Origin of the sequence: Cohnella silvisoli, from assembly GCF_021190915.1 — a bacterium.
Taxonomy (GTDB): domain Bacteria; phylum Bacillota; class Bacilli; order Paenibacillales; family Paenibacillaceae; genus Cohnella; species Cohnella silvisoli.
Genome location: NZ_JAIOAP010000033.1, coordinates 1 through 22150 on the forward strand (window position 1 = coordinate 1; position 22150 = coordinate 22150).

At 48.1% G+C, this 22150-nt stretch carries 20 protein-coding genes and 5 tRNA genes; 6 read left to right on the plus strand and 19 right to left on the minus strand.

The annotated features are described in order from the left end of the window. Positions 1–157 precede the first annotated feature (157 nt). Positions 158–1285 (minus strand): Gfo/Idh/MocA family protein, encoded by a 1128-nt coding sequence (locus K7P76_RS32750; protein WP_232190306.1) that lies wholly within the window; start codon positions 1283–1285, stop codon positions 158–160. A 205-nt stretch (positions 1286–1490) separates the two neighbouring features. On the opposite strand from K7P76_RS32750, the gene K7P76_RS32755 reads away from it, so the two are divergent. After that, positions 1491–2345, plus strand: coding sequence for a helix-turn-helix transcriptional regulator (locus tag K7P76_RS32755; RefSeq protein WP_232190307.1), 855 nt, complete (start codon positions 1491–1493; stop codon positions 2343–2345). A 68-nt stretch (positions 2346–2413) separates the two neighbouring features. On the opposite strand, the gene K7P76_RS32760 is transcribed toward K7P76_RS32755, so the two are convergent. Next, positions 2414–3001: a guanylate kinase gene (locus tag K7P76_RS32760; RefSeq protein ID WP_232190308.1), complete on the minus strand. Its 588-nt coding sequence runs from the start codon at positions 2999–3001 to the stop codon at positions 2414–2416. Positions 3002–3289: 288 nt separating this feature from the next. Between K7P76_RS32760 and K7P76_RS32765 the strand changes: the two genes are divergently transcribed. Then, positions 3290–3841: a C40 family peptidase gene (locus K7P76_RS32765; protein ID WP_232190309.1), complete on the plus strand. Its 552-nt coding sequence runs from the start codon at positions 3290–3292 to the stop codon at positions 3839–3841. Positions 3842–3888: 47 nt separating this feature from the next. On the opposite strand, the gene K7P76_RS32770 is transcribed toward K7P76_RS32765, so the two are convergent. From K7P76_RS32770 to K7P76_RS32830, 12 genes are all read right to left on the minus strand, one after another. Next, positions 3889–4818 (minus strand): SPFH domain-containing protein, encoded by a 930-nt coding sequence (locus tag K7P76_RS32770; protein WP_232190310.1) that lies wholly within the window; start codon positions 4816–4818, stop codon positions 3889–3891. After that, positions 4815–5252 (minus strand): NfeD family protein, encoded by a 438-nt coding sequence (locus tag K7P76_RS32775; protein WP_232190311.1) that lies wholly within the window; start codon positions 5250–5252, stop codon positions 4815–4817. The genes K7P76_RS32770 and K7P76_RS32775 overlap by 4 nt, the downstream gene beginning before the upstream one ends. A gap of 148 nt (positions 5253–5400) precedes the next feature. Further along, the gene (locus K7P76_RS32780) at positions 5401–7230 is read right to left on the minus strand and encodes a bifunctional diguanylate cyclase/phosphohydrolase (RefSeq protein ID WP_232190312.1); all 1830 of its coding nucleotides are present in this window, start codon (positions 7228–7230) and stop codon (positions 5401–5403) included. A 369-nt stretch (positions 7231–7599) separates the two neighbouring features. Then, on the minus strand, positions 7600–8184 hold the full coding sequence (locus tag K7P76_RS32785; RefSeq protein ID WP_232190313.1) for a DUF5317 domain-containing protein: 585 nt from the start codon (positions 8182–8184) through the stop codon (positions 7600–7602). Positions 8185–8217: 33 nt separating this feature from the next. Continuing rightward, positions 8218–8394, minus strand: coding sequence for a helix-turn-helix domain-containing protein (locus K7P76_RS32790; protein ID WP_232190314.1), 177 nt, complete (start codon positions 8392–8394; stop codon positions 8218–8220). A 219-nt stretch (positions 8395–8613) separates the two neighbouring features. Further along, complete coding sequence (locus K7P76_RS32795; protein WP_232190315.1) at positions 8614–9807, minus strand: MGDG synthase family glycosyltransferase; 1194 nt, start codon at positions 9805–9807, stop codon at positions 8614–8616. Beyond that, entirely contained in the window at positions 9794–10432 is a 639-nt protein-coding gene (locus tag K7P76_RS32800) for a DedA family protein (RefSeq protein ID WP_232190316.1), read from the minus strand. The genes K7P76_RS32795 and K7P76_RS32800 overlap by 14 nt, the downstream gene beginning before the upstream one ends. Before the next feature lie 527 nt (positions 10433–10959). Further along, positions 10960–11145 carry a hypothetical protein gene (locus K7P76_RS32810; protein ID WP_232190317.1) on the minus strand — a complete coding sequence of 62 codons (186 nt, stop codon included), beginning with the start codon at positions 11143–11145 and terminating at the stop codon, positions 10960–10962. 58 nt (positions 11146–11203) lie between these two features. Next, positions 11204–11770: a helix-turn-helix domain-containing protein gene (locus K7P76_RS32815; RefSeq protein ID WP_232190318.1), complete on the minus strand. Its 567-nt coding sequence runs from the start codon at positions 11768–11770 to the stop codon at positions 11204–11206. Positions 11771–11817: 47 nt separating this feature from the next. After that, positions 11818–12792 (minus strand): NAD-dependent epimerase/dehydratase family protein, encoded by a 975-nt coding sequence (locus K7P76_RS32820; RefSeq protein ID WP_232190319.1) that lies wholly within the window; start codon positions 12790–12792, stop codon positions 11818–11820. A 12-nt stretch (positions 12793–12804) separates the two neighbouring features. Beyond that, the gene (locus tag K7P76_RS32825) at positions 12805–13998 is read right to left on the minus strand and encodes a glycine C-acetyltransferase (protein WP_232190320.1); all 1194 of its coding nucleotides are present in this window, start codon (positions 13996–13998) and stop codon (positions 12805–12807) included. A 214-nt stretch (positions 13999–14212) separates the two neighbouring features. Beyond that, a complete protein-coding gene (locus K7P76_RS32830) occupies positions 14213–17449 on the minus strand; it encodes an Ig-like domain-containing protein (RefSeq protein ID WP_232190325.1) in 3237 nt (1078 codons plus the stop codon). A 336-nt stretch (positions 17450–17785) separates the two neighbouring features. Between K7P76_RS32830 and K7P76_RS32835 the strand changes: the two genes are divergently transcribed. From K7P76_RS32835 to K7P76_RS32850, 4 genes are all read left to right on the plus strand, one after another. Further along, positions 17786–18148, plus strand: a complete 363-nt coding sequence (locus K7P76_RS32835) for a hypothetical protein (protein WP_232190321.1) — start codon at positions 17786–17788, stop codon at positions 18146–18148. Between the two features lie 105 nt (positions 18149–18253). Next, positions 18254–18748: a cation:proton antiporter regulatory subunit gene (locus tag K7P76_RS32840; protein ID WP_232190322.1), complete on the plus strand. Its 495-nt coding sequence runs from the start codon at positions 18254–18256 to the stop codon at positions 18746–18748. Between the two features lie 6 nt (positions 18749–18754). Continuing rightward, positions 18755–19969, plus strand: a complete 1215-nt coding sequence (locus K7P76_RS32845) for a cation:proton antiporter (RefSeq protein WP_232190323.1) — start codon at positions 18755–18757, stop codon at positions 19967–19969. Between the two features lie 25 nt (positions 19970–19994). Continuing rightward, entirely contained in the window at positions 19995–20804 is an 810-nt protein-coding gene (locus K7P76_RS32850) for a YitT family protein (RefSeq protein ID WP_232190324.1), read from the plus strand. Positions 20805–21051: 247 nt separating this feature from the next. Here the strand turns inward: K7P76_RS32850 and K7P76_RS32855 are convergent. The 5 genes from K7P76_RS32855 to K7P76_RS32875 all read right to left on the minus strand — a co-directional run bounded on the left by K7P76_RS32855 (position 21052) and on the right by K7P76_RS32875 (position 21955). Next, positions 21052–21136: transfer RNA gene (locus K7P76_RS32855), tRNA-Leu, on the minus strand. A gap of 49 nt (positions 21137–21185) precedes the next feature. After that, positions 21186–21261, minus strand: a tRNA-Lys gene (locus tag K7P76_RS32860). Between the two features lie 4 nt (positions 21262–21265). After that, positions 21266–21340, minus strand: a tRNA-Glu gene (locus tag K7P76_RS32865). 447 nt (positions 21341–21787) lie between these two features. Then, positions 21788–21878 (minus strand) — tRNA-Ser (locus tag K7P76_RS32870). A gap of 1 nt (position 21879) precedes the next feature. Then, positions 21880–21955: transfer RNA gene (locus tag K7P76_RS32875), tRNA-Asn, on the minus strand. Positions 21956–22150: the final 195 nt, after the last annotated feature.

Below are 22150 nucleotides of genomic sequence, written 5' to 3' on the forward strand. Positions count from 1 at the left end.
TCAAAAGCAAGTAAAGAATACCACAAAATCAACGACAGTCCAAGCCACCTAACGGTGGTTTGGAAACACCGTAAAAGTGACATTTTCTCGGAAGAGTTAAGGTGACATTTTCTCAGCAAATTGACACCGGTACGCTTTCAAAATTTTCGATAGCCCCTCAAACATTCCAATCTATAGTCCGGAACGTGTTCGTAGTAGCTGATTCATTAGCTTTCAAGCACAATAAAGCGCTGCGCAGGCCATCGTCAAGTGTAGTCGCGGACTGCCCTGTCCTCTGCACAATCTGCTGAAAGTTTTCCAGGAGTTTGTGATCTCCCCCGCCATGTCCGTCATAGGCATTCACGTCAAATTGATGCGTTTCAACCCGAGGCTCATGGTGCATATTTATTTTCAGCTCACCCGTGTACCAGTCGAATTCCAACGTCCCTTTATAGCCTAACAACCGAGCGCCACGTCTACCCGCACCGCGTCGGGCGAAGAAATTTTGCGAATACGACGCATGCATCCCCGAATCGTAACGGATAAGCGCGCTACCGGAATCCTCATTGCCGGTATCCTCACCAAAGCTGCAATACTCGCCCAAGTCGGGATGGATAATCGCGCTTTCTTGGCAAGTAAGCTTCTCATCGCACTCTTTGCACATTAACCCAACCGGTTTATTCCCTTTGAAAATCTGTTTCGATTTCATCGCGCAAATCGCTTCCGGGTTATGACCGATCAAATAGTTGATATAGTCGAAATCGTGCGTTGCCTTTTGCAGGAATAATCCGCCGGTAATCCGCTCGTCCCGATACCAACTGTGATAATATACTCCACCGTAAGGAACGTTATTCACCGCCTGGACATGCTCCACCGTGCCGATTTTCCCCGAATCGATAATTTCCTTGGCCAGCTTAACCAAAGGCGTATTTCTCAGCGGAAAAGAAACGACAACCTGAGAGTCGGATGCTTCATATCCCGCTTTTAACCGGAATAGATCCTTATACGTCGTTGCGACCGGCTTCTCAAGAAATAAAGGCAAATTTCGCTTAAGCACTTTAAGCGCCATCTCCGTATGCAAATTACAACGGGTCCCTATGACCACTCCATCCAATTCGACGCTATTAAGCATCTCATCCGCATCCCCGAACAGGCGGATATGATCAGATTCTCCCTTAAGCTGAGATCTGATTTCGTCTTTTTTGGGATCCGCAATCGCGACGATGCGCAAGTCAAGATTCTTTTCAGCTAAATCTCCAAATAAATGGCTTATCCGCAGGCCATACCCAATTATTCCGATTCTCATAGATTAGCACCCTGTGTCGTATAATTTTTTAATCGCATTTGTGTATTGTCGATACTCTATTTCGAATGATAACATAGGTTAAAAAAGAAGTATTTGCTCGTTACCGATACAAAGTTGTATTAAATCGACTTTTAATGAGGAGTGTGAGAGTATCGAGATTTCCACATCGAATACCAAAACCCGTACGTTCGATAGCACAAAAATCATGCCAAGCGTTCATTGGGCAAAGCATCAATTTGTGCCTGAAATGTATGGAGTAACGCGGCGTCTCTATGACTTCGAATTCATGTATGTCATCTCGGGTGAAATGCACGTATTTTTCTCCGATGAAACCGAAGCGGTCATCTACAATCCCGGAGACCTGCTGTTCTTGCATTCCGCCACTCCGCACAGGATCCAAATTACGTCCGAATCGGGCTCGCGTTTGTTGGGAATCCATTTCGACTTTTACGACGAATTCGAATTAACCACCGATAACCTTATGGTGGTTGAAGAAGAACAAGTTAACGATGAACTGTTCTGCTATTTGCCCGTTAATGAAAACGGCGAGTCCCTGTTCATGCGCAAATATCCTTCCATTCCCGTTGAAATCGTAAGATGGATGGAAGCGGTCAGCGAAGAATTCACTTCCGCCAAACCCGGTTTCGAGATGGTATGCCGCGGAACGGTATTGCTGATTATATGCGCCCTTTTGCGACACCAGCCTATCCAAGCAAGAACAACGCATTCCGCTTATTATGAAGCGCTGCGCGATTTGACCGACGAGCTGAACAAGGAATTGCATCTGCCTTGGCCTAATTCCGAGATGGCTCGCCGTCTTAACGTCAGCGAAGATCATTTCATAAGGCTGTTCAAGGAAAGCTACGGGATAACTCCCCATCAATACATCCAACAAATGCGTCATCAGGAAGCCAAACGATATTTGCGGGAATCCGACTTAAAAGTCGAGGTAATAGGTAAGCTTATCGGCTACGACGATTTGCACCATTTCAGCCACGCTTTCAAGAAATGGCAGGGCGTATCGCCGAGAGAATACCGGAAAATATGCAATATTCTATGAACGTATAAAAAACCGCAACTCTTACGTCTTCACGTAGGAATGTGCGGTATTTTTATGATGCCCTTTTATTAATCTTTATCAATCAAATCGCGCTGGAAGTAGATTTCTAGCGTATTCGTTATTTCGTATGTCGTTTGACCGAGATCGTAATTCTCGAAAGCATGCTCGCAAGAACCGCGGTAACCCATCTCGACGTCGTAATGTCCCAGATGCGCAGCGATTACTTCTTCCGCCAAACCAAGCTTACGCTCACGCTCCTCTACCGTCCGGCGATCGGCGTAGAGAAACAATCGAATAACCTTGTCCCCGTAAATCTTCTTTAATATATTTGCGCCTTCATGATTCATGATCAGGTAAACGCAGCCGTTCTGGTACAGGTTCTCCTCGATATCCAATCCGCGAATTCCGTAAAAGTTGCCGGAGATTTCGACGCTCTCGAGAAACTCACTATTCTGTTCCATTTCCCTGTATGCCTCATGGGTGATGAAATGATAATCTTGGCCGTTCACTTCACCCGGCCGAGGAGGCCTTGTGACGAAGGAAATCACTTTTTCCATGCCGAAGGTTTGGCCAACCGCTTCCGCTACCGACTTGCGTCCCGATCCATCCGGCCCCGTAAAGACAATGATTTTATCCCGGTCTTTCAGCTCGTACATCCGCACCATCTCCCTCTGAATGAAAAAAGATGAAACCCTCGTAATTAGCAGAATAATCCGATAATTATTAATTATAGAGGATATGCGGGCAACACGTCAATTAATCGGCAGTATTTATACGATTTCCGGTTAATATCTCCCGAAATCGACGAATTTCTTATTATTTATTTTGGACGAGCGATATCCCTCCACGTTTTCCCAACATTAAGATAAACTTAAATTTCTACGCTTGGACAAGCAACATGCTATACTTCCATTTGTCACCTAGATAACCCACAGGAGGTTCAAATGACTAACAAATCCCATTTGAAGAAACTGATAATCGGCGCAGTCTGCTTCATCTTTATCGCAACGGGAAGCGGCATTACAGGACAGCATTCCGCTCATGCAGCAGCTTCAAACCCTAATACGGCGATCCAAGAAAACGCAGCAACCGTTAGCTCGGTATCATCGAAGAAGAAAGCTGCCATTATCGCCTTATCCAAGAGTCTCATGGGTAAAGTGAGATATAAATTCGGAGTTAATAATCCTAGCAAGTTGTGGTTCGACTGCTCCTCCTTCACGAAATACGTCTTCGCTTCGCAAGGAATCAGCCTGAAATGGGGATCCGCCGCCCAGAGCAAACAAGGCGTATACGTCGCCAAGAAAAACTTGCAGCCGGGAGATTTGGTATTCTTCAGCGTATCTAAGCCGGGTAGAGTCAATCATGTCGGCATTTACATCGGCAACGGTAAATTTATTCAGAACACGATCGGCAAATCCATAAACGGAGTCATCATTAGCGATTTGAATGCCGGAAGTTATCCGAAGCGTTACATCACAGCGCGAAGAGTCGGCTAGAGAAGTTAAAACCCCGTCATGGATTAACGTGATGGGGTTTTAACTTATTATTCCGCTTTCTTCGCTTTGAATACTTCCCCGATTGCGCCGATACTGCCAAGCGTATCTACCGCGCTGACCGGCAAGAACACTTTATTCGCGGCGCCTTTAGCGATTTCGCCCAACGCCTCGAACGAACGGTAAGCGAGAACGTTCTCATCCAATCCAGCCGCACGCAGCAGCTCGATCCGTGTTTTCTCCGCCTCCGCGACTGCTTGAATGGCTTTTGCTTGGCCGAGTGCTTCGAGCTCCTGCGCTTGCCGCATCCCTTCGGCTTGACGGATACGGGCTTCCTTGTCGCCCTCCGCTTTAAGAATCTTGCTCTGCTTATCGCCTTCCGCCCGGAGAATGACGTCTTGCTTGGCGGCTTCTGCTTCCAATACGATCGCGCGTTTGCTCCGCTCCGCCTTCATCTGCTTATCCATCGCTTCTTGAATGTCGGATGGAGGTTTAATATCAAGCACCTCCACGCGTTCAATGCGAACGCCCCATTTCTCCGTCGCCTCATCAAGCGCGAGCCGGATGTTCGAAGAAATTCTTTCCCGACCGGACAGTGTCTCATCAAGCTCCATGTTTCCGATAATTTGCCGCAGCGTGGCCGTCGTAATATTGCGAACTCCGAAAACATAGTCCGAGATGCCATATGTAGCTTGCTCAGGTGCGACAATTTGGTAGAAAATAATCGTATCGATCTGTACTTGAACGTTATCTTTCGTAATAACGGTTTGCGGCGGAACATTCGCTTGCTGAATACGCAGATCATGGTTCACGCGTACGTGATCAATGAACGGAACGAGTATGTTCACTCCCGGCGTCAGCAAACGGTTATATTTGCCGAGCCGCTCAACCACACCCACTCTTTGCTGAGGAACGATTTTGATCGATAAGATCACGATAAAGACGATAATAATCAGAATCAGAAAAACGACATAAATCATTCAGATGAACCTCCCCATTTTTGAACTTCCAACACCGTAGTTCCCCGACTGATTACCCTGATACAATCACTCTCGCGCAGGACTTCAATCGATGTTGCGCTCCATAATTCATTGCCCACCTTCACGATGCCTGGACGACCGGGGGCGATCGGCTCCACTACGACGCCCTGTTTGCCAACAAGCTCTTGGATAACATCGCGATAACCTCTCGATTCCCGGAATCTGCGAGTCAGCGGCTTCGTGAATACGGTCAATACAAGGGCGGCAAGCCCTCCCGACAGCGCCTGAGCGGTATACCATTCAGGAACGAATAGAGCGACTGCCGCCGCGATAACGGCACCGACCCCAAGCCAGAGCAGATAGAAAGTCAGCGTCAGCATCTCGGCTATGAGCAGCACGCCTCCAACAATGAGCCAAATCGCCCACCACTCCATGTCGTGTCACCACCTCTTCCATACATTGTACGGGTATCTAATGACTCTCAGTACACCCGTAGAAATGCGAACGGCTTTTTTTCATCCTTCGGCAAAATAAAAACCCCGTCCAGCCGCAAGGCTAAACGAGGATTATCGCATCATTCTTTTATATGGCTTCCGTTCCCACCGGGTTAGCGGATTTATCTTGGGTCAGCCTGCTTTCGATGTACTGAATAAACGAGTCGGCAAGCTCGGGATCAAATTGCGTTCCTGAGCATCTTCTTAATTCATTTAGAGCTTCCTGAAACGATTTCGTATCTTGATAAGGCCGTTCCGTCGTCATGGCATCAAAGGAATCTATAATGCACAACAAGCGTGCAAGCCGCGGTATTTCCTTGTTCTTCAGTCCGTGAGGGTAGCCTTTGCCATCGAATCTTTCATGATGCAATTCGACCAACGGAGCCAAGTCTTGGTATTTATTCGTCGCCAATACGATTTCTTTACCCCACAGAACATGCTTCTTTATAATTTCCCACTCTTCATTCGTTAATTTTGTTTTCTTATTAAGGATATCCCGCGGGATCTCCAGCTTGCCTATATCATGAATCAGTGCGCCCAAAACTAACAATCGACGGTTTTCCTCGTTCAGATTCAAAACTTCGGCCATATCCACCGCGTAGGAAAACACGCGTTTGGAGTGTTTGAACGTATAGACGTCCTTGGATAAAAATATTTTGATCTGTTGCTCGATTTCATTGATATCGTGTTCAAGCCTCTGCGGCAAATTGCTTACTTCGCCGTAAATGAAAACCGTGTTTTTCCCTTTTGACTTCGCCACATAGAGGGCACGGTCAGCCCAGCCGACCAGCTGGGATTTGTCAAAGCTTTCCGTGTTCACTTCCAATATTCCTGCCGAGAAGGAAATACATCCATGCGGGAAAACGTCCACTCCATCGAAGGGGGTGTCATTGATTTTTTTCCGCAGTCCGTCTATGAATTGAAAGGCTTTCTCCTTCGTATAAGAGGGCAAGATGATCGAAAACTCTTCGCCTCCGTAACGGGCCGCCAACAATTGATTGGCCTCGCATTCCGCCTTGACGATTTGTCCGAAAAAGCCGAGAAGCCTATCGCCCTGCGGATGACCGAATGCGTCATTATATTTCTTGAAATCGTCCAGATCGAGCAAGGCTAACGACAAGGGAATATCTTTTTCCCTGGATTCTTTTATATAATCATCCAGCTTTTCTTCAAAGTAGCTGTGGCTGTATAAGCCTGTTCGCTGGTCCGTATTCACTTTATCGCTAATTTTGCTGTACATCACGAATAATCGTCGGAATGCGTGGGACAGCAGCACTGCGATGGCCAAAAATAAAAATAACCCGAACGAGCGGTTATTGACAATTAATATGACCAACACAAGGGAAAGCAGCAACGTACTTAGGTAGGCGAAAATCGCATCGGTAAGGAATGTTTTGATAACCTCGAATAACTTCCCCTTGTAAAGAAGAAAGTAATAAAAACCTACTAGAAGAACATTGATGAAAAAATAGGCGGTCAAGCCAAAAATATAAGCAGTCATATGCTTGATATCAAATGCCCCGGCATTTCCGCCGAGCAAATGATAAGCGACGCTGGCGCCTGTGATCATAAACGTATAAATCGCAAAATTAAGAGGGTGTTTCCACCACTTCATCGACCGATCATAGAGCATCAAAACAAAGGAACTGATCAACAAAACAAAAAGCGCAAAACTTACGCCAAAAGTGAATACCGCAGCCAAATAAATCGATGAATCCATCGACTGTTGGTTACCTTCCGGGGGAAGCTGAAAAGTATAATGCTCCAAGATAAGAACGGCGGCGACCATTGCATAAATCGTGACCCATTCGGATGTCGAATAGGACTGGAACAAATGGCCATCGGATGTCACGAACAGAATCGAACCGGCAAGGCATACCAGGAAAGCATAGGTGTACTTGGGTTGACGTAGCTGCATATAAAATCTGTGCGCGACACCCATGAGTTATTCCGACCCTTCATTTTGTCTTTTAAAACGTTTTAAGGGAAACAGGGTTTTCCTGTTTCCCTTGAGTGATTAACCGCCTATTTTGAACCCTGATGTAAGAGCTATAATAACAGAAGCAACAATAACGGCATTTACGATGATTCTAGTAATCTTGATACCTTCCAACTTTTTCATATGTATCGTCTCCTCATATTTAAGATATTAACCGCCGATTTTGAAACCCGATGTAAGCGCGATGACAACGGAAGCTACGATTACTGCGTTAACCAGAATGCGAGTGATTTTAATTCCTTCTAATTTTTTCATATTCACCAGTCTCCTTTTCAATTAGTATTTATGTTAGTTTGTCTCAACAAAGGAAGCACGAAGTTTGTGTATAAGCATCACGTTCTGCAAGTAGATAAAAATCCCGACGTTCATAACGACGTCCCCGATACTAATGACTTGGCTTCTAGGGTAAGGGGAAGTCAACGGAATAATATCGCCTAGAAACGGTAGAATCGTCGAATCGCTTAAGGCGATGTGCTTGGAAACCGCCGTCCCGTCTGTCAACATCTGGGTATATGCAGGGCCTAATACTGATGCGGTGGCTTCTATTGAAACCGGCATCTTCCCTCCGTTCACCAGCATGACGAGAAAATTGAGCGCTACCCCGGCAAAAATCCACCAAAACCCTTTTTCCTTGCGATTGAGCCAGAGCACATAGAGTCCGGCAACGTAAACTGCCATAAACATGTAGCCGTTGTACTGCTCTATAAATGAAATTTTCCCATGCAGGAAATACAAAACGAGTTGTATCCCCAGCAAGATCGGAAAAATCATTCCGCCTTTGATCCGAATCTGCGAAAGCGCGGCAATGCCGCTCCGCCAACCGGCACGTATAAGTCCGATGACTAGCCCGATAACGATCCCATCATATACCATCGTATTAAATCCCTTCGTGGCGATTGGAATAGGTTAGATAACGACTTTTCTCATTCCCGGTCTCGGTTGATTTTTTTGTAAAATGTAGGTTTTGCCGAACTTCCGGCAAATAACTTTCCCTTCCCGGCACAATCGCTTCACATGATCTTGATGCACACCCCAAAGCCTGGACGCCTCTTCCGTCGACATGATTTCATTAAGCGGGTTCAAACCCTTGCCTCCTTTAATACATAAAGAGGTTTGTTTCCATTATTTTCATCTGGTAGTATGTCCCAATTATAGTTTGTCCGACATCGGACGTCAACCCTTTTTTTTAAGGCCATTTAAATATTCCTTTTTTTCTGTCAAAATCCTTTAATGCAAGCTTCCCATCACAAGCGAAAACCGCCAGTTTGACCTGACGGTTCAAGGGATGCAAGCAGCACTTTATTAACTTGAAGCGTATATTAAATGGGAATTTTCCATTGCCGGAACAAAATGATTTTGCGTTTCCAGGATTGCGGTTAGCGCGCTAAAGGCTCCTTCTTTCCTATTGTTCTGCCTTGCATTGTTCTTTAAGTTAATTAGATACGACCGATTCCCAATGACTTGTTGCAGCCGTCCTTTCAGATCCGACGCATTCCTGGCTTCCAACGCAGCTCCTACGCGGACCAGATACGCCGAATTCTCCTGCTCTTGGCCGGGAATGGGTTTATATAAAATCATCGGCAACTCAAGCGCTAACGCTTCGGATACGGTAATTCCGCCCGGCTTGGTCACTATCAAATCCGATATCGCCATCAGCTCATGCACATGATCCACGAAACCCGTAATGACTACCCGGTGACGAGTGTTCGCATCGCTCCCGCCCAACTCCTCTTCAAGGGACTGCCTGAGCTTCTTATTGCGCCCGCACACAATAATAAATTGGACTGAGCCTAACAGTTCGGCCGATCGAAGAAGGGACAAGCATTGTTTGCCAATCAGACCGTCTCCTCCTCCCATGACAAGAATGATCGGGATAGAACGGTCGAGACCATGCTTCTCGCATAAAGCTGCGCGGTCGTAAGAGCGCGTAAAAGACAGCTTAATCGGAATTCCCGTCACCGCGATGCAATGATGAGGAATGCGATGCTTGAGCAGCGCTTGCTTAACATGCTCGGCCCCAACCACATAACGGTCGGTATAAGGATGGATCCAATAGCTATGATCGGTATAATCCGTTATTACCGTAACGGTAGGAATATCCGTCATGTTGTTAGACTTTAAGTATGACATCGCCGATGCTGCCCCCGGAAAGGTGCTGACCACAACGGTAGGTTTGACTTCATCGAGAAGTTTAAGCATCCGATCCGTGCTGAACGACTTCATTCGCTTGAAAAGGTTGGACAGCGTATTCTCATCGCGGGTTTTACGGTACAAGTACCCATACACGGAAGGAAGCCCTTTCATCCACTGCATATAACAAAACTTGCCTACCGAGTGTAAATAGGGATGGTTCCATTCCAAAAAATCGACGACCTTTGCCTCCACCTCCGGATGGTAAAACCCGGTAGCTTCAAGAATCGCTTGCGCTGCTTGGTTGTGACCGTCGCCCAGCGTACCCGTAAGGATCAATATTTTCTCTTTTTTAGTATTTTTCAACGTCAGACACTTCTTTCCGCGCGGATTTTTTTGAGTAAACGATTGTTTTATATTTTTTGAATAGAAAGATTAACAATAGACAAGCAATAATACATAATACGAATCTCAAAGAATATTTAGAAATCATATGGAGCAACTTTTCGAATTGATCGCTGAAAACATGGCCGATCATTACATAAGTAAATACCCATAAAAAGGCACCCAGATGATTGAAAAATAAAAACGAACGAAAACGTATGCCCGATATGCCGGAGAAATACCCTGTAAAATGCCGAAATCCCGGGATAAAATAACTGATTAGCAGCAGTTTATTTCCGTATTTGCCAAACCATTTCGTTAGCTTGTCAAGCCGTTTAGAATTCAAGAAAATGAACTTTCCGTACTTCTCAAAGAAAGGCGTGCCCAGCTTTTTCCCTAAATAGTAAGTGATCGTTGTACCAATAGTGGCACCGAGGAACGCCCAAACGATAACGAAAACCAGATTAAATGTACCCATGCCGGCCAGATGTCCGGAAAAAGCCATTGCCAATTCCCCGGGAAAGGGGAGCGCTAAGGATTCAGTCAACAAGCCAATAAATAAAACCAGGTATCCATACTGCTCGAAGAGATGATTAATCCATTCCATTGCTGTTGCTCCTAAACACTGAAAATTTCCTTGCACATTCTTTAACTAAGGCTTCATTCTGCTTGTTTCCATTGTATCCCACTGCCGAACGATCTCCCATCGTTCTACGTCGGGTTCGCGCTCCATCTTATGTCCAGTTTTAAATAGACTTAAGTCTTGGTTCGTAATATAAACGGGGGACTATTTACCGTCCGAATTAACGCTTGCCGAGCAGTTTCGACTCAGCAAAAACTCGGTTCGCAAAGGACTGGAACAGTTGCTCATTGGGTTCTAACTCTTCACATTTACTTCACTGTTTTTTAAGGCTATCTTAATCATGAATGGTTATTCTAAATAAGACCCCTATAATTTATATACAGCCCTACGGCATTAACTGCCGTAGGGCTGGCTGCTTAGGCGATTGAACAGTTATGTAACTTAGGCGCCATGATGTACTCATCAGGCTCGCGCAAGTACTCTCCGAAAGTCAAAACAAAAGCGTCGGCTCAGTCCGGAGAGACTTAAGCCCACGCCTTTTTCTAGATTCATTAAATGAAAAACGGGAACGCAAGAAACGGTAAAGCAAATAAAAACGCGAGTGCTGCAAATGGGAAGAAAAATCTTTCAAATCCGATAAATGTCTTATTGTTTAACAGAAAAACTTTTTCCCAGTTTGACTGCTCAAAGACTTCCACTTCGCGTTCTTGACGATAGTCGAGGCGCTGCCCGCGCACACAAAACCCTGCATCCGCAGATACAGGGTGGTCTCTGATGTCTTTTATTATGTCTAGCTCATCCTCGAGCCGCGGCATCCGCATAAAAAATGACGGTAAAGAACTTCGTTGTAACCGTACCCGGATTTCGATACCAATGGGGCCGATTCGCGTAGAAATGGACGGCGCTGCCCGCCGGCACCTCGTATCGTTCATCCCCGTGAGCAAGCTCCAAAACACCCTGGTGAACGAATATATATTCCTCTACTCCATCATTATGAGGATCAGAGCCATGCTCGCAGCCCGGTTCCATCATCACCATGTAGGATTCGAATTTCGTTCGCAAATTATAGGGAAACATCGGATAGGCACGATAATTCCCATCTTGTTCCGAGAACGGCTCCAGATTGTCCGGCGACGCGACCGTCACCTCCGAATCGACCTCTTCAATGAGCGTTGTAAACGAGATTCCCAGCCCATTGACGATGCGCCAAAGTACCGAAATCGTCGGATTGGAATCCCCGCGTTCGATTTGCCCAAGCATGGCTTTGCTCACGCCTGTCATTTCGGCAACGTTATCCAAACTTAAACCGCGCGATTTCCGAATGGCTAGTAGATTTTTCCCAACTTTCTTGTGGATCTCCATATCTTGCAGCCTACTTCCGAACAATTATATGAACAAGGATAAGCGTATCATAACAAAATCGCACCCTTCTTGCCATATAACTGCTTGCCAAAGAGGCTTGAGAGCATATCATCCGTCATCTTATCCAAATCGTACTCCGCGCAGAAATCCCACTCTTCGCGTGCTGCCGACACGTCGATCGCGTCAGGCCACCCGTCCGCGATGGCCTGACGAAGGGGATCGATGCCATAATCAAGCTCGAAGTTCGGCAAACGTCTGCGAATGCTGACCGCGATCGCTTCCGGATCGACGCTCATTGCCGTTACATTAAATGCGTTTCGATGCTTGAGCCGGGATGCATCCGCTTCCATTAGTTTGATCACAGACTCGATCGCATCCGGCATATACATCATGTCGAGGAAGGTCCCTTTGTCGATATAAGATGTATATTTGCCGGTCTTGACGGCATTTACGTACATGTCGACGGCGTAATCGGTTGTCCCGCCTCCAGGAGGAGCGGCGTGCGAGATCAATCCGGGAAAGCGAAGTCCCCTTGTATCGATCCCATATTTATGAAAATAGTAATCACAAAGCAACTCCCCTGCTACTTTATTGATGCCATACATCGTTGCGGGGCGTTGCAACGTGTCCTGCGGTGTACCGTTTTTGGGTGTATCCGGTCCGAAAGCCGCAATCGAGCTTGGTGCAAAGAGCTGGCAACCGAGCGCTCTTGCCGTCTCCAACGCGTTCAGCAATCCGCCCATATTCAATTGCCATGCGAGCATAGGCTTTGTTTCCGCCGTCGCGGACAACAAGGCCGCTAGATGGATGATCGTATCGGCCCGGTGCTCTTGGGCAGCCTCATAGAAAGCATTTCCGTCGGTAACGTCAAGCAGCCGAAACGGTCCTGACAACGTCGCCTCGGTTAGATCTTGCCGGATGTCCGTAGTCAAGACGGCATCATCGCCGTACAGCTGCCGCAGCCGATTCGCCAACTCGCACCCGATCTGTCCGAGTGCGCCGGTAATGAGAATCCGCCTCATATCCATCCCCCCCTATCGAATCATCCCAAGCTCCCGGCCCACCTTCTCGTATGCAGCCAGTGCACGGTCCAACATCTCCGTCGTATGCTCGGCGGTAGGCATGTTGCGAACTCGGCCGGTACCCTTCGGCACAGTCGGGAAGACGATGGCTTTCGCATAAATGCCTTCCTCATACAACCTCGCGCTAAAGCGTTGAGTCTTTTCCTCGTCGCCAATGAGACAAGGCGTAATCGGCGTTGCCGTATGGCCCGTGGAGAAACCCAGCGCCTTCAGTCCCTTCTGCAAGTACGCGGCGTTCTCCCATAGACGTTCCTGCAGTTCCTTGCTTCCTTGCATAATATCGATCGCCGCTATGCAAGCCGCTACTGTCCCCGGAGGCAGCGAAGTCGAGAAGAGGAACGGGCGGCTTCGCGCTTTGAGCCAATCGACGACTTCCTGCGTTCCCGCCACGTAACCCCCTACCACACCGACTGCCTTTGACAACGTGCCGATTTGAAAGTCAATACGGTCCGAAAGCCCGAAATGCTTTACGGTACCCGCCCCGCCGCCGAGCACCCCTGAGCCGTGTGCATCGTCCACATAGGTGATCAGATCATAGGCTTCTGCAATGTCCACGATTTCAGGCAACTTCGCAATATCGCCGTCCATCGAGAACACACCGTCCGTGATCACCATAATTTTCTCGAAAGCGCCGGATTCCCTTGCTTCTTTGGCCTTCGCCCGCAAGTCGGCCATGTCGGAATGGCCATAACGAATGACTTTGGCTTTCGTTAATCGGCAGCCATCGATAATGGAAGCGTGATTGAGCTCATCCGATAGAATGGCATCCCCCGCACCCATGACAGCGGAGATCGCCGCCATATTGCAATTAAAGCCCGATTGAAAAGCGACGGCGGCTTCGGTTCCTTTGAAAGCGGCCAGTTTTTCCTCCAACTCGACATGAAGGGTTAACGTCCCATTGATCGTTCGAACGGCTCCGCTTCCAACCCCGAAACGAATCGTTGCCTGAACCGCAGCGTCCACGAGCCTCTTGTCTGTCGCCAATCCTAAATAGTTATTGGAGGACAAGTTCACGAACTCCCGGCCTTTCATGCGAATGACGGGACCGTTCGGGCTCTCCAACGGATCGATCGTATTATAAAGCCCCTGTTCTCGCAGTTCGGTCAGGTTTTGCAGCAGAAAAGAAGACAGTGTTTTGCTTGCCATTCGGATCCCTCCCGTTCTACACCATAGTTTATTAAAACATATTTATATGTGTTATAACGCATGTATGTTATCATATACAAAAATATGTTATGACGCAATAACTCTTATGGAATTTTGTCAGCCAACGAAAAGAAGCCGTCCCATAATTGACCTTATGGACAGCTTCTTTACTTTTTAATCGATTATGGTTTTTCGTGGTGTTCGGATTTTTACTTTACTTGCTCATTCGTGCCAGCATATTCATCAGAACCGTTACAGCCTCAGCTCTTGTAGCGTGGTCTTGAGGCGCGAATTCGTTATCGCCTTTCCCTTGCACAATGCCTGCTTCCTTCACGAAAGCAATGCTGCCTTTTGCCCACGCCGGAATGTTCTTGTCATCCGCGAAGCCAGTTGCAACATTAGCTTCGATAGACTGACTCAAAGCTTTTGCAAGTATGACCGCCATCTCCAAGTGTGTAATTTCCGCATCAGGACGGAAGCCGCCGTCCTCATATCCTTTAATAATGCCTGCTTGTACGGCTTGAGCAACCGCTTTCTGCGCCCAAGCTCCGATCTTCGCTGTATCCTTGAAAGTCAGCGTCGTTCCTTCACCTTGCGGCTTCAACGTATTCATCAACATCACAACAAATTCCGCACGTGACACGGTGCGATTTGGCTTAAACGTTCCGTCAGGATAACCCGTGACGATTCCGCCACTTACCGCTTGCTTGATATTGACTTCAGCCCAATGTCCAGCAATATCAGTAAAGGTAATATCCGGTTTCGTGTCTGTCGAAGCAGCATCGCCTACAACGAATACCGCAAATTTCGTAAAGTGATTTACTTCTATGGTAATGTAAGAACCGTTAACCTTACCGCCCCCGACTTCCACCCATGCTTTCTTCACTTCGTCAAAATAAAATACAGCAGCCTTTTGGTTGCTCTTCAAACTTGCCGGATCGAAAGCAAAAGTCAGCGAAACCGGTTTACTGAAGTCCTCTTGGGAGTTTTTCAGAATTTCATAAATTGGACTTGCCAGAACGTCTTTCTTCTTTAGAAGGTTTTGAGTATCGAGTACTTTTTCTATGGTCAATTTCAGATCTTTGCCCGAAGCGCCTGCCGGAATGGAGATTGTGACCGCATCTCCCAAACTAACCTTGCCCGCTTTACCTGAAGGAAGCGTTAATTTACCATCTAAAGAGATCACTGTGCTGTCGCTTGGGGACGTTGGCGGGGTTGAATCGTCATTGTTGCTTCCACCACCACTGGAGGCACGGTTCACGATAACGTTATATGTCTTCTTGGTCGTACCGTTCTCTGCCGTCACGACGACAGTGATTGGGTTACTGCCTACATTCAGGTTAATGGTGCCGCTTGCCCTACCGCTCACGACGCTATTTCCGTTTACAGTCATCGTAGCATTACTATCCGATGTACTCGCCGTAATGGCAACGCTTAACACACCACTCCCCACACTTGAGGTGTAGTCCGTTGTCCCGGATGCAAATGCTGGAGTTAACGTACCGCTCGAAAGAGTCAACCCGCTCAAGTCGGCAGATGGCGGCATCGTATTGACCGAGTAATTGTTCGATTGGGTGATCCCGGTCCCCGCATTGCCTGCGGCATTGATCACACCCGAGTTGTCGAGCCTAATGATATTGGTGGTGTCGTTGATGCCGGTGGTCGGCGTGAAGGTCGCGGTCCAGGTGATGCCGCCATTGGACGAACTTACGGCACTCAAAGTGCCGTTCTCTACCGTCAGGATTGCATTGCTGAATCCACTCACTGCTTCCGAGAAGGTGATCGTCACCTGCGAAGTGTCGCCGGCTTTCAGTACTGTATCGGCAACTACAATACTGGATGTTGGTCGCACCGTATTGACCGAGTAATTGTTAGATTGGGTGATCCCGGCCCCCGCATTGCCTGCGGCATCGCTCACACCTGAGTTGTTGAGCGTAATGATATTGATGGCTTCGTTGATGCCAGCAGCCGGCGTGAGGGTCGCAGTCCAGGTGATGCCGCCATTGGACGAACTTACGGCACTCAGCGTGCCGCTCTCTACCGTCAGGTCTGCATTGCTGAATCCAGTCACCGCTTCCGAGAAAGTGATCGTCACCTGCGAAGTTTCGCCGGCTTTCAGTGCCGTATCGGCAACAACAATACTGGATGTTGGCCGCACCGTGTCGACGGAGTAATTGTTTGATTGGGTGATCCCGATCCCCGCATTGCCTGCGATATTTTTCACACCCGTGTTGTCGAGCCTTATGATATTGTTAGCGGCGACGATGCCAGCAGCCGGTGTCAAGTCCGCGGTCCATGTGATATTATCGTGCGTACTTAAGCCGCTCAGCGTGCCGTTATATACCGTCAGGATTGCATTGCTGAATCCGGTCACCGCTTCCGAGAAGGTGATCGTCACCTGCGAAGTTTTGCCGATACCCAGATTATTGTCAGCGACCACAATGGTGGATGTTGGTCGTACCGTATTGACCGAGTAATTGTTCGATTGGGTGATCCCGGTTCCCGCATTGCCTGCGGCATTGATCACACCCGTGTTGTCGAGCGTAATGATATTGGTGGCTTCGTTGATCCCAGCAGCCGGCGTGAGGGTCACGGTCCAGGTGATGCCGCCATCGGACGAACTTACGGCACTCAGCATGCCGCTCTCTACCGTCAGGTCTGCATTGCCGAATCCACTCACCGCTTCTGAGAAGGTGATCGTCACCAGCGAGGTTTTGCCGATAGCCAGATTATAGTCAGCGACCACAATAGTGGACGTTGGTCGCACCGTATTGACCGAGTAATTGTTAGATTGGGTGATCCCGGTCCCCGCATTACCTGAGGCATCGCTCACACCCGTGTTGTCGAGCCTTATGATATTATTAGCGGCGACGATGCCAGCAGCCGGTGTCAAGTCCGCGGTCCATGTGATGCCGCCATTGGACGAACTTACGGCACTCAGCGTGCCGCCCTCTACCGTTAGGATTGCATTGCTGAATCCAGTCACCGCTTCCGAGAAGGTGATCGTCACCTGCGAAGTTTCGCCGGCTTTCAGTGCCGTATCGGCAACAACAATACTGGATGTTGGCCGCATCATATCGACGGAGTAATTGTTTGATTGGGTGGTCCCGATCCCCGCATTGCCTGCGATATTTTTCACACCCGTGTTGTCGAGCGTAATGATATTGGTGGCGTCGTTGACACCAGCAACCGGCGTAAGGGTCGCAGTCCAGGTGATATTATCGTGCGTACTTAAGCCGCTCAGCGTGCCGTTATCTACCGTCAGGATTGCAATGCTGAATCCAGTCACCGCTTCCGAGAAGGTGATCGTCACCAGCGAAGTTTTGCCGATACCCAGAAAACTTTTAGCGACCGTAATAGTGGCCGTTGGAGCGCTGGCAAACGCTTTTTCGGTTGGGTACAAAGGCAGCAACCCTACTAAGAGGATTAAACCTAAAAATAACTTCCACATTTTTCTCACTTGATACATATCCTTATTCCCACTCTCGATGTTAGATTCTATTGCTATTAGCAGGTAGCGTTTCTGCCTCCTGTCTGGATTATGTGCATAGTAGGTAGAGCGAATCTTCTAAGCCAGTATAATTCTAGCCTAATTTCGACAAAATTTTATGTATCTTTAGTCATGGTTTGCGGAATTTCAAACCGGATCAAAGCTCCGCCTGACCTAGGACAAACGGTTCCACTCTCCCGTTTAAACACTAACTCTCCATGCAGGAGCCAAATCTAGATTTGAGAATGCTGCACCATGTATGGTATCATGAAAAAAAGAAATAAGGGAGGGAAAAGGATGAATAAACCAATTCAGCCATTCCGCTGCTTGGCATTCGTCCTAGTTTTGCTTGCCGCCTTTGTTCTTTTCAACATGCCAACCATGATGATCGGCGGTAACATCACAACCTCGAACAGCACTTCTCTTTCCCATGACGTTCCTAACAGCGTTAAAGCAACCAAACGGACATCCTTACCCCTCAACAGCAAAATGTTGCTCTTTGCTGAACTCCTCCTTCTTGTCTTCCACTTCCGTTTCTTTGCCTATCTTCCGTACCGCATGCCTGAGCATAAGTCCACCTTTCTCCCCCTCGTCCTTCTAAGACTCCGCAAAATTCTGCTCATGCCCCTAAAATTAACCACTTCATACGTGCGTATTTAACGACAATTCCGATTGGCCTCACGCGCATTTGGCGGAGGTTTATTCGGTTTGTCCGTCGTTTATCCCGCGAGGAAGCGAAACCTAATTTTAGGAGGTTTTATTAGCATGAATATACGCGAAATCGACCTGCCCGGAATCGGCAAAAAATTTCAAATGAATACCCGAAACGGCGATAAACTCGTCATCATCGTTCATGACGACGGTCGCCGTGAATGTTACCATTTCGAGCAAGAGGATCCAGAAAGCAGCATCTCCATGGTGACATTGGACGACGATGAAGCACGTATGGTCGCGGCTATGATCGGAGGCATGACATATAAGCCCAAAATGCTTGAAACGATAGAGGTCGCCTTGGATGACCTGATCATCGAATGGTACAAACTCGAAGCCCATTACGCATGCATTGGGAGAACGATCGGCGAGCTTCACGTCCGTAAAAACACGGGAGCTACGATCATCGCCTTACTGGCGTCCGATCATGTCAAGCATATTAATCCCGGTCCGGAATTCAAGCTTGCTCCGGATACGACTTTGGTTGTCGCTGGAGAGCGCGCGCAACACAGGGAACTTAAGAAGATCTTAGTCCATGGGAGCGATTGATCGAATATGGATCATATCGTTCTTGAAGTCGGCCTGGCGATCGCTCTCATCGCCCTGGCTGGTTTGCTGTCGGCTAAATTCAGGTTTTCGGTCATTCCATTCTACATTCTCATAGGAATGGCCGTCGGACCTCATTCGGTCGAATTGTGGCATTTCGATTTTAGGTTTATCGAAAGCGCGCCTTTGATCGAATTCATGGGTAGACTCGGCGTATTGTTCCTGCTCTTCTACCTCGGCTTGGAATTCTCCGTCGGCAGGCTGATCACGTCCGGCCGCTCCATTGCCGTAGGCGGCACGATCTATATCGCCATTAACTTTACGCTTGGACTTGCGTTCGGCTGGGCCGCCGGCTTTCCGTTCCAGGAAACACTGGTCATCGCCGGGATCACGACGATCTCTTCCAGCGCAATCGTCGCCAAGGTACTCGTCGATCTCAAACGAACCGCCAATTCGGAGACCGAGATGATCCTGGGCATCATCATGTTCGAGGACGTATTCCTAGCCGTTTATATATCTATTCTTTCAGGCCTTGTGCTTAGCGGATCCGCATCGGTATGGGGAGTTGCCCTCTCCGCGCTTGTCGCGCTTGGCTTCATGCTCGCCTTGCTCATCATAGGACGCAAAGCGGTACCTCTACTGAACAAGGTGCTGGACATTCGTTCCAACGAGCTGTTCGGACTCGTCGTATTCGCGGGATTGTTCCTCGTCGCCGGCTTCTCCGAAACGATCCACGTCGCGGAGGCGATCGGCGCCCTGTTGATCGGCTTGGTGCTGGCCGAAACTGAGCACATGAAACGTATCGAGAAGCTCATTCTTCCGTTCCGGGATTTCTTCGGCGCGATCTTCTTTTTCAGCTTCGGCCTGACGATTGATCCGACGACGCTAGGAGGTGCCATTTGGCTATCGCTCGCCGCCGTCGCCGTCACCTTGATCGGCAATTTCGCCGCCGGCATGCTAGCCGGACGAAGCTCAGGGCTTTCGCCTAAAGCTTCCGTGAATATAGGACTGACGATCGTAGCGCGCGGTGAATTCTCGATCATAATGGCCAATATCGCCAAGACGGGCGGATTATTGCCTATCATCCAGCCCTTCGCCGCGCTATACGTGTTAATTCTGGCTATACTTGGGCCGTTGTTGACCAAGGAAACAAACCTCATATACAAAGCGCTCGACAAAATATTCAGGTTCAACAAAACGCCAAAGAAAGTCGAAACTTCATAATACATGAAGAAGGGAGAATGTCGTCATGGGCAACATGCGCGTTTCATACCGGCTTGCATTTGTGATGTTTGGCGCCCTTTTGTCCGCGGTCGGTTTGGAGTTATTTCTCGTACCGCACAGTATGCTTGTCGGAGGGGTTACCGGAGCTTCCGTCCTATTTTCTTATCTCATGGAGATGCGGCTTGGCTTGTTCCTTTTCTTATTTAATTTGCCATTCATTCTCTTTCGTTACCGCAGTTTCGACCCGCAAACCTGGCTAATGACCTTGGCGGGCTTATCCATTCTTTCGCTAGGCGCTTTCTTTCTGCATCCCGCGCCCGCGTTAATGGATCATTCACTTGCAGCGGCCACAGCCGGAGGAATCGCTTTGGGGGTTGGTATTGGAACGGTTCTTCGCTACGGCGGTTTTATCGATGCTGCGGGAAGCGCGTTGATGCTGACTAAATCGGCTTCTTCGGAAAAAACGGAAAAACGGCTCTGGCTACTTAACGGAGGGGTCCTGCTTGCCGGAGGATTCGTGTTTGGTTGGGACGAAGCGTTGTATTCCATCTTCGCCTTCATACTAGCCTATCGCATGGCGGATTTGTCCATGAATGGTTTCGCCTTGACTAGAATGATGTGGATTTCAAGCGAGCGGAGCGAGGAAATAAGACTTGCGTTGCGCGCGAGGTTCGGCAAAGAGGTCGTCATGCTGGACGACAGCGAATCAACCGGCAATGGAAACGGTAGATTTATGTTATGTACCGTCAATCGCATGGAACAATCCAAGGTGATCAAGGATATTCAAGAGCTGGATTCCGAATGTTCCATAGCGATACATGTCGTTCATCGTTAACGAAGAACAAGGGCAATCCGGAAGTCCGATGGATTTTTCCGGATTGCCCAACTTCATTCTACGATCGCTTTACGCAACAGTACATAAAATAAGATGACGTAAATCAATGTCAGCACGAACAGTCCGTTTGCAAGTTCGATAACGGAGATGTCGCCGAACCAGTCGAAGATCGTTTTCCATTTATCGAATAGGAAACTGAAAATTAAAAGAACCCTTACAGAGTAAGGATTCCTGGATTGTTGAGGTATGGTGCGGTCGGAGGGATTTGAACCCTCACACCCTATGGGCACTACCCCCTCAAGATAGCGTGTCTGCCGTTCCACCACGACCGCACATTGGGTATGTCGTCCGAGTCGGCTTGCGCCTTCCGGAACTTATAAATGGTGAGCCATGAAGGACTCGAACCTTCGACACCCTGATTAAAAGTCAGGTGCTCTACCAACTGAGCTAATGGCTCGCAATGGTGACCCCTAGGGGATTCGAACCCCTGTTACCTCCGTGAAAGGGAGGTGTCTTAACCGCTTGACCAAGGGGCCAATTTAGGTCTGCGATTCCGGTTTTTCAACGACGACCCGTTCAGACGACAAATATGATTATATCTGAATCGGAGGACAAGCGCAAGCAATTTCTTTTCACACATTGCAGGTAAATATTGCGCCCCTCTCCGCCGCCATTACTTAACCGTACCATATACCTAACCATCATTAGGTTCAGAATCTGGACTTACAGCGGCGTAAGGAGCACCAAAACTGCAAATAGGTTCAGAATCTGAACTTACAGAGTCGCACGGAGCACCAAACCTGTAAATAGGTTCAGAATCTGGACTTACAGCGTCACACGAAGCACCAAAACAGCAAATAAGTTCGGAATCTGAACTTACGGAGTTTCATGCAGTCCTTCCGAAATTCCGCAGCTTAAATCAAAAAGAGCCCACCAGCACTTGGCTGAATGAGCTCTTCTAAAGTCGGCTTATTGAAGTTACATGGCGGGGAGAGAGGGATTCGAACCCTCGCACGCATGACACGTCTACTCCCTTAGCAGAGGAGCCCCTTATAGCCACTTGGGTATCTCCCCATGGCTCCCCGAACAGGACTCGAACCTGTGACAACTCGATTAACAGTCGAGTGCTCTACCAACTGAGCTATCAGGGAAAGTTCAAAAGCGACAATTAATAATTTATCATGATTCAAAAGTGAAGTCAAGCATTTCACGACGAAATTGTTGTTGTGCTGTGATAATGTCACCCTATAACTGTTCTGAGATAATGTCACTATGGGACAGGAGACAGTGACATTGACCAGAGCAGAGATGAAGAAGGTATTAGTGGTGGAGAAGATCTTTGGGGG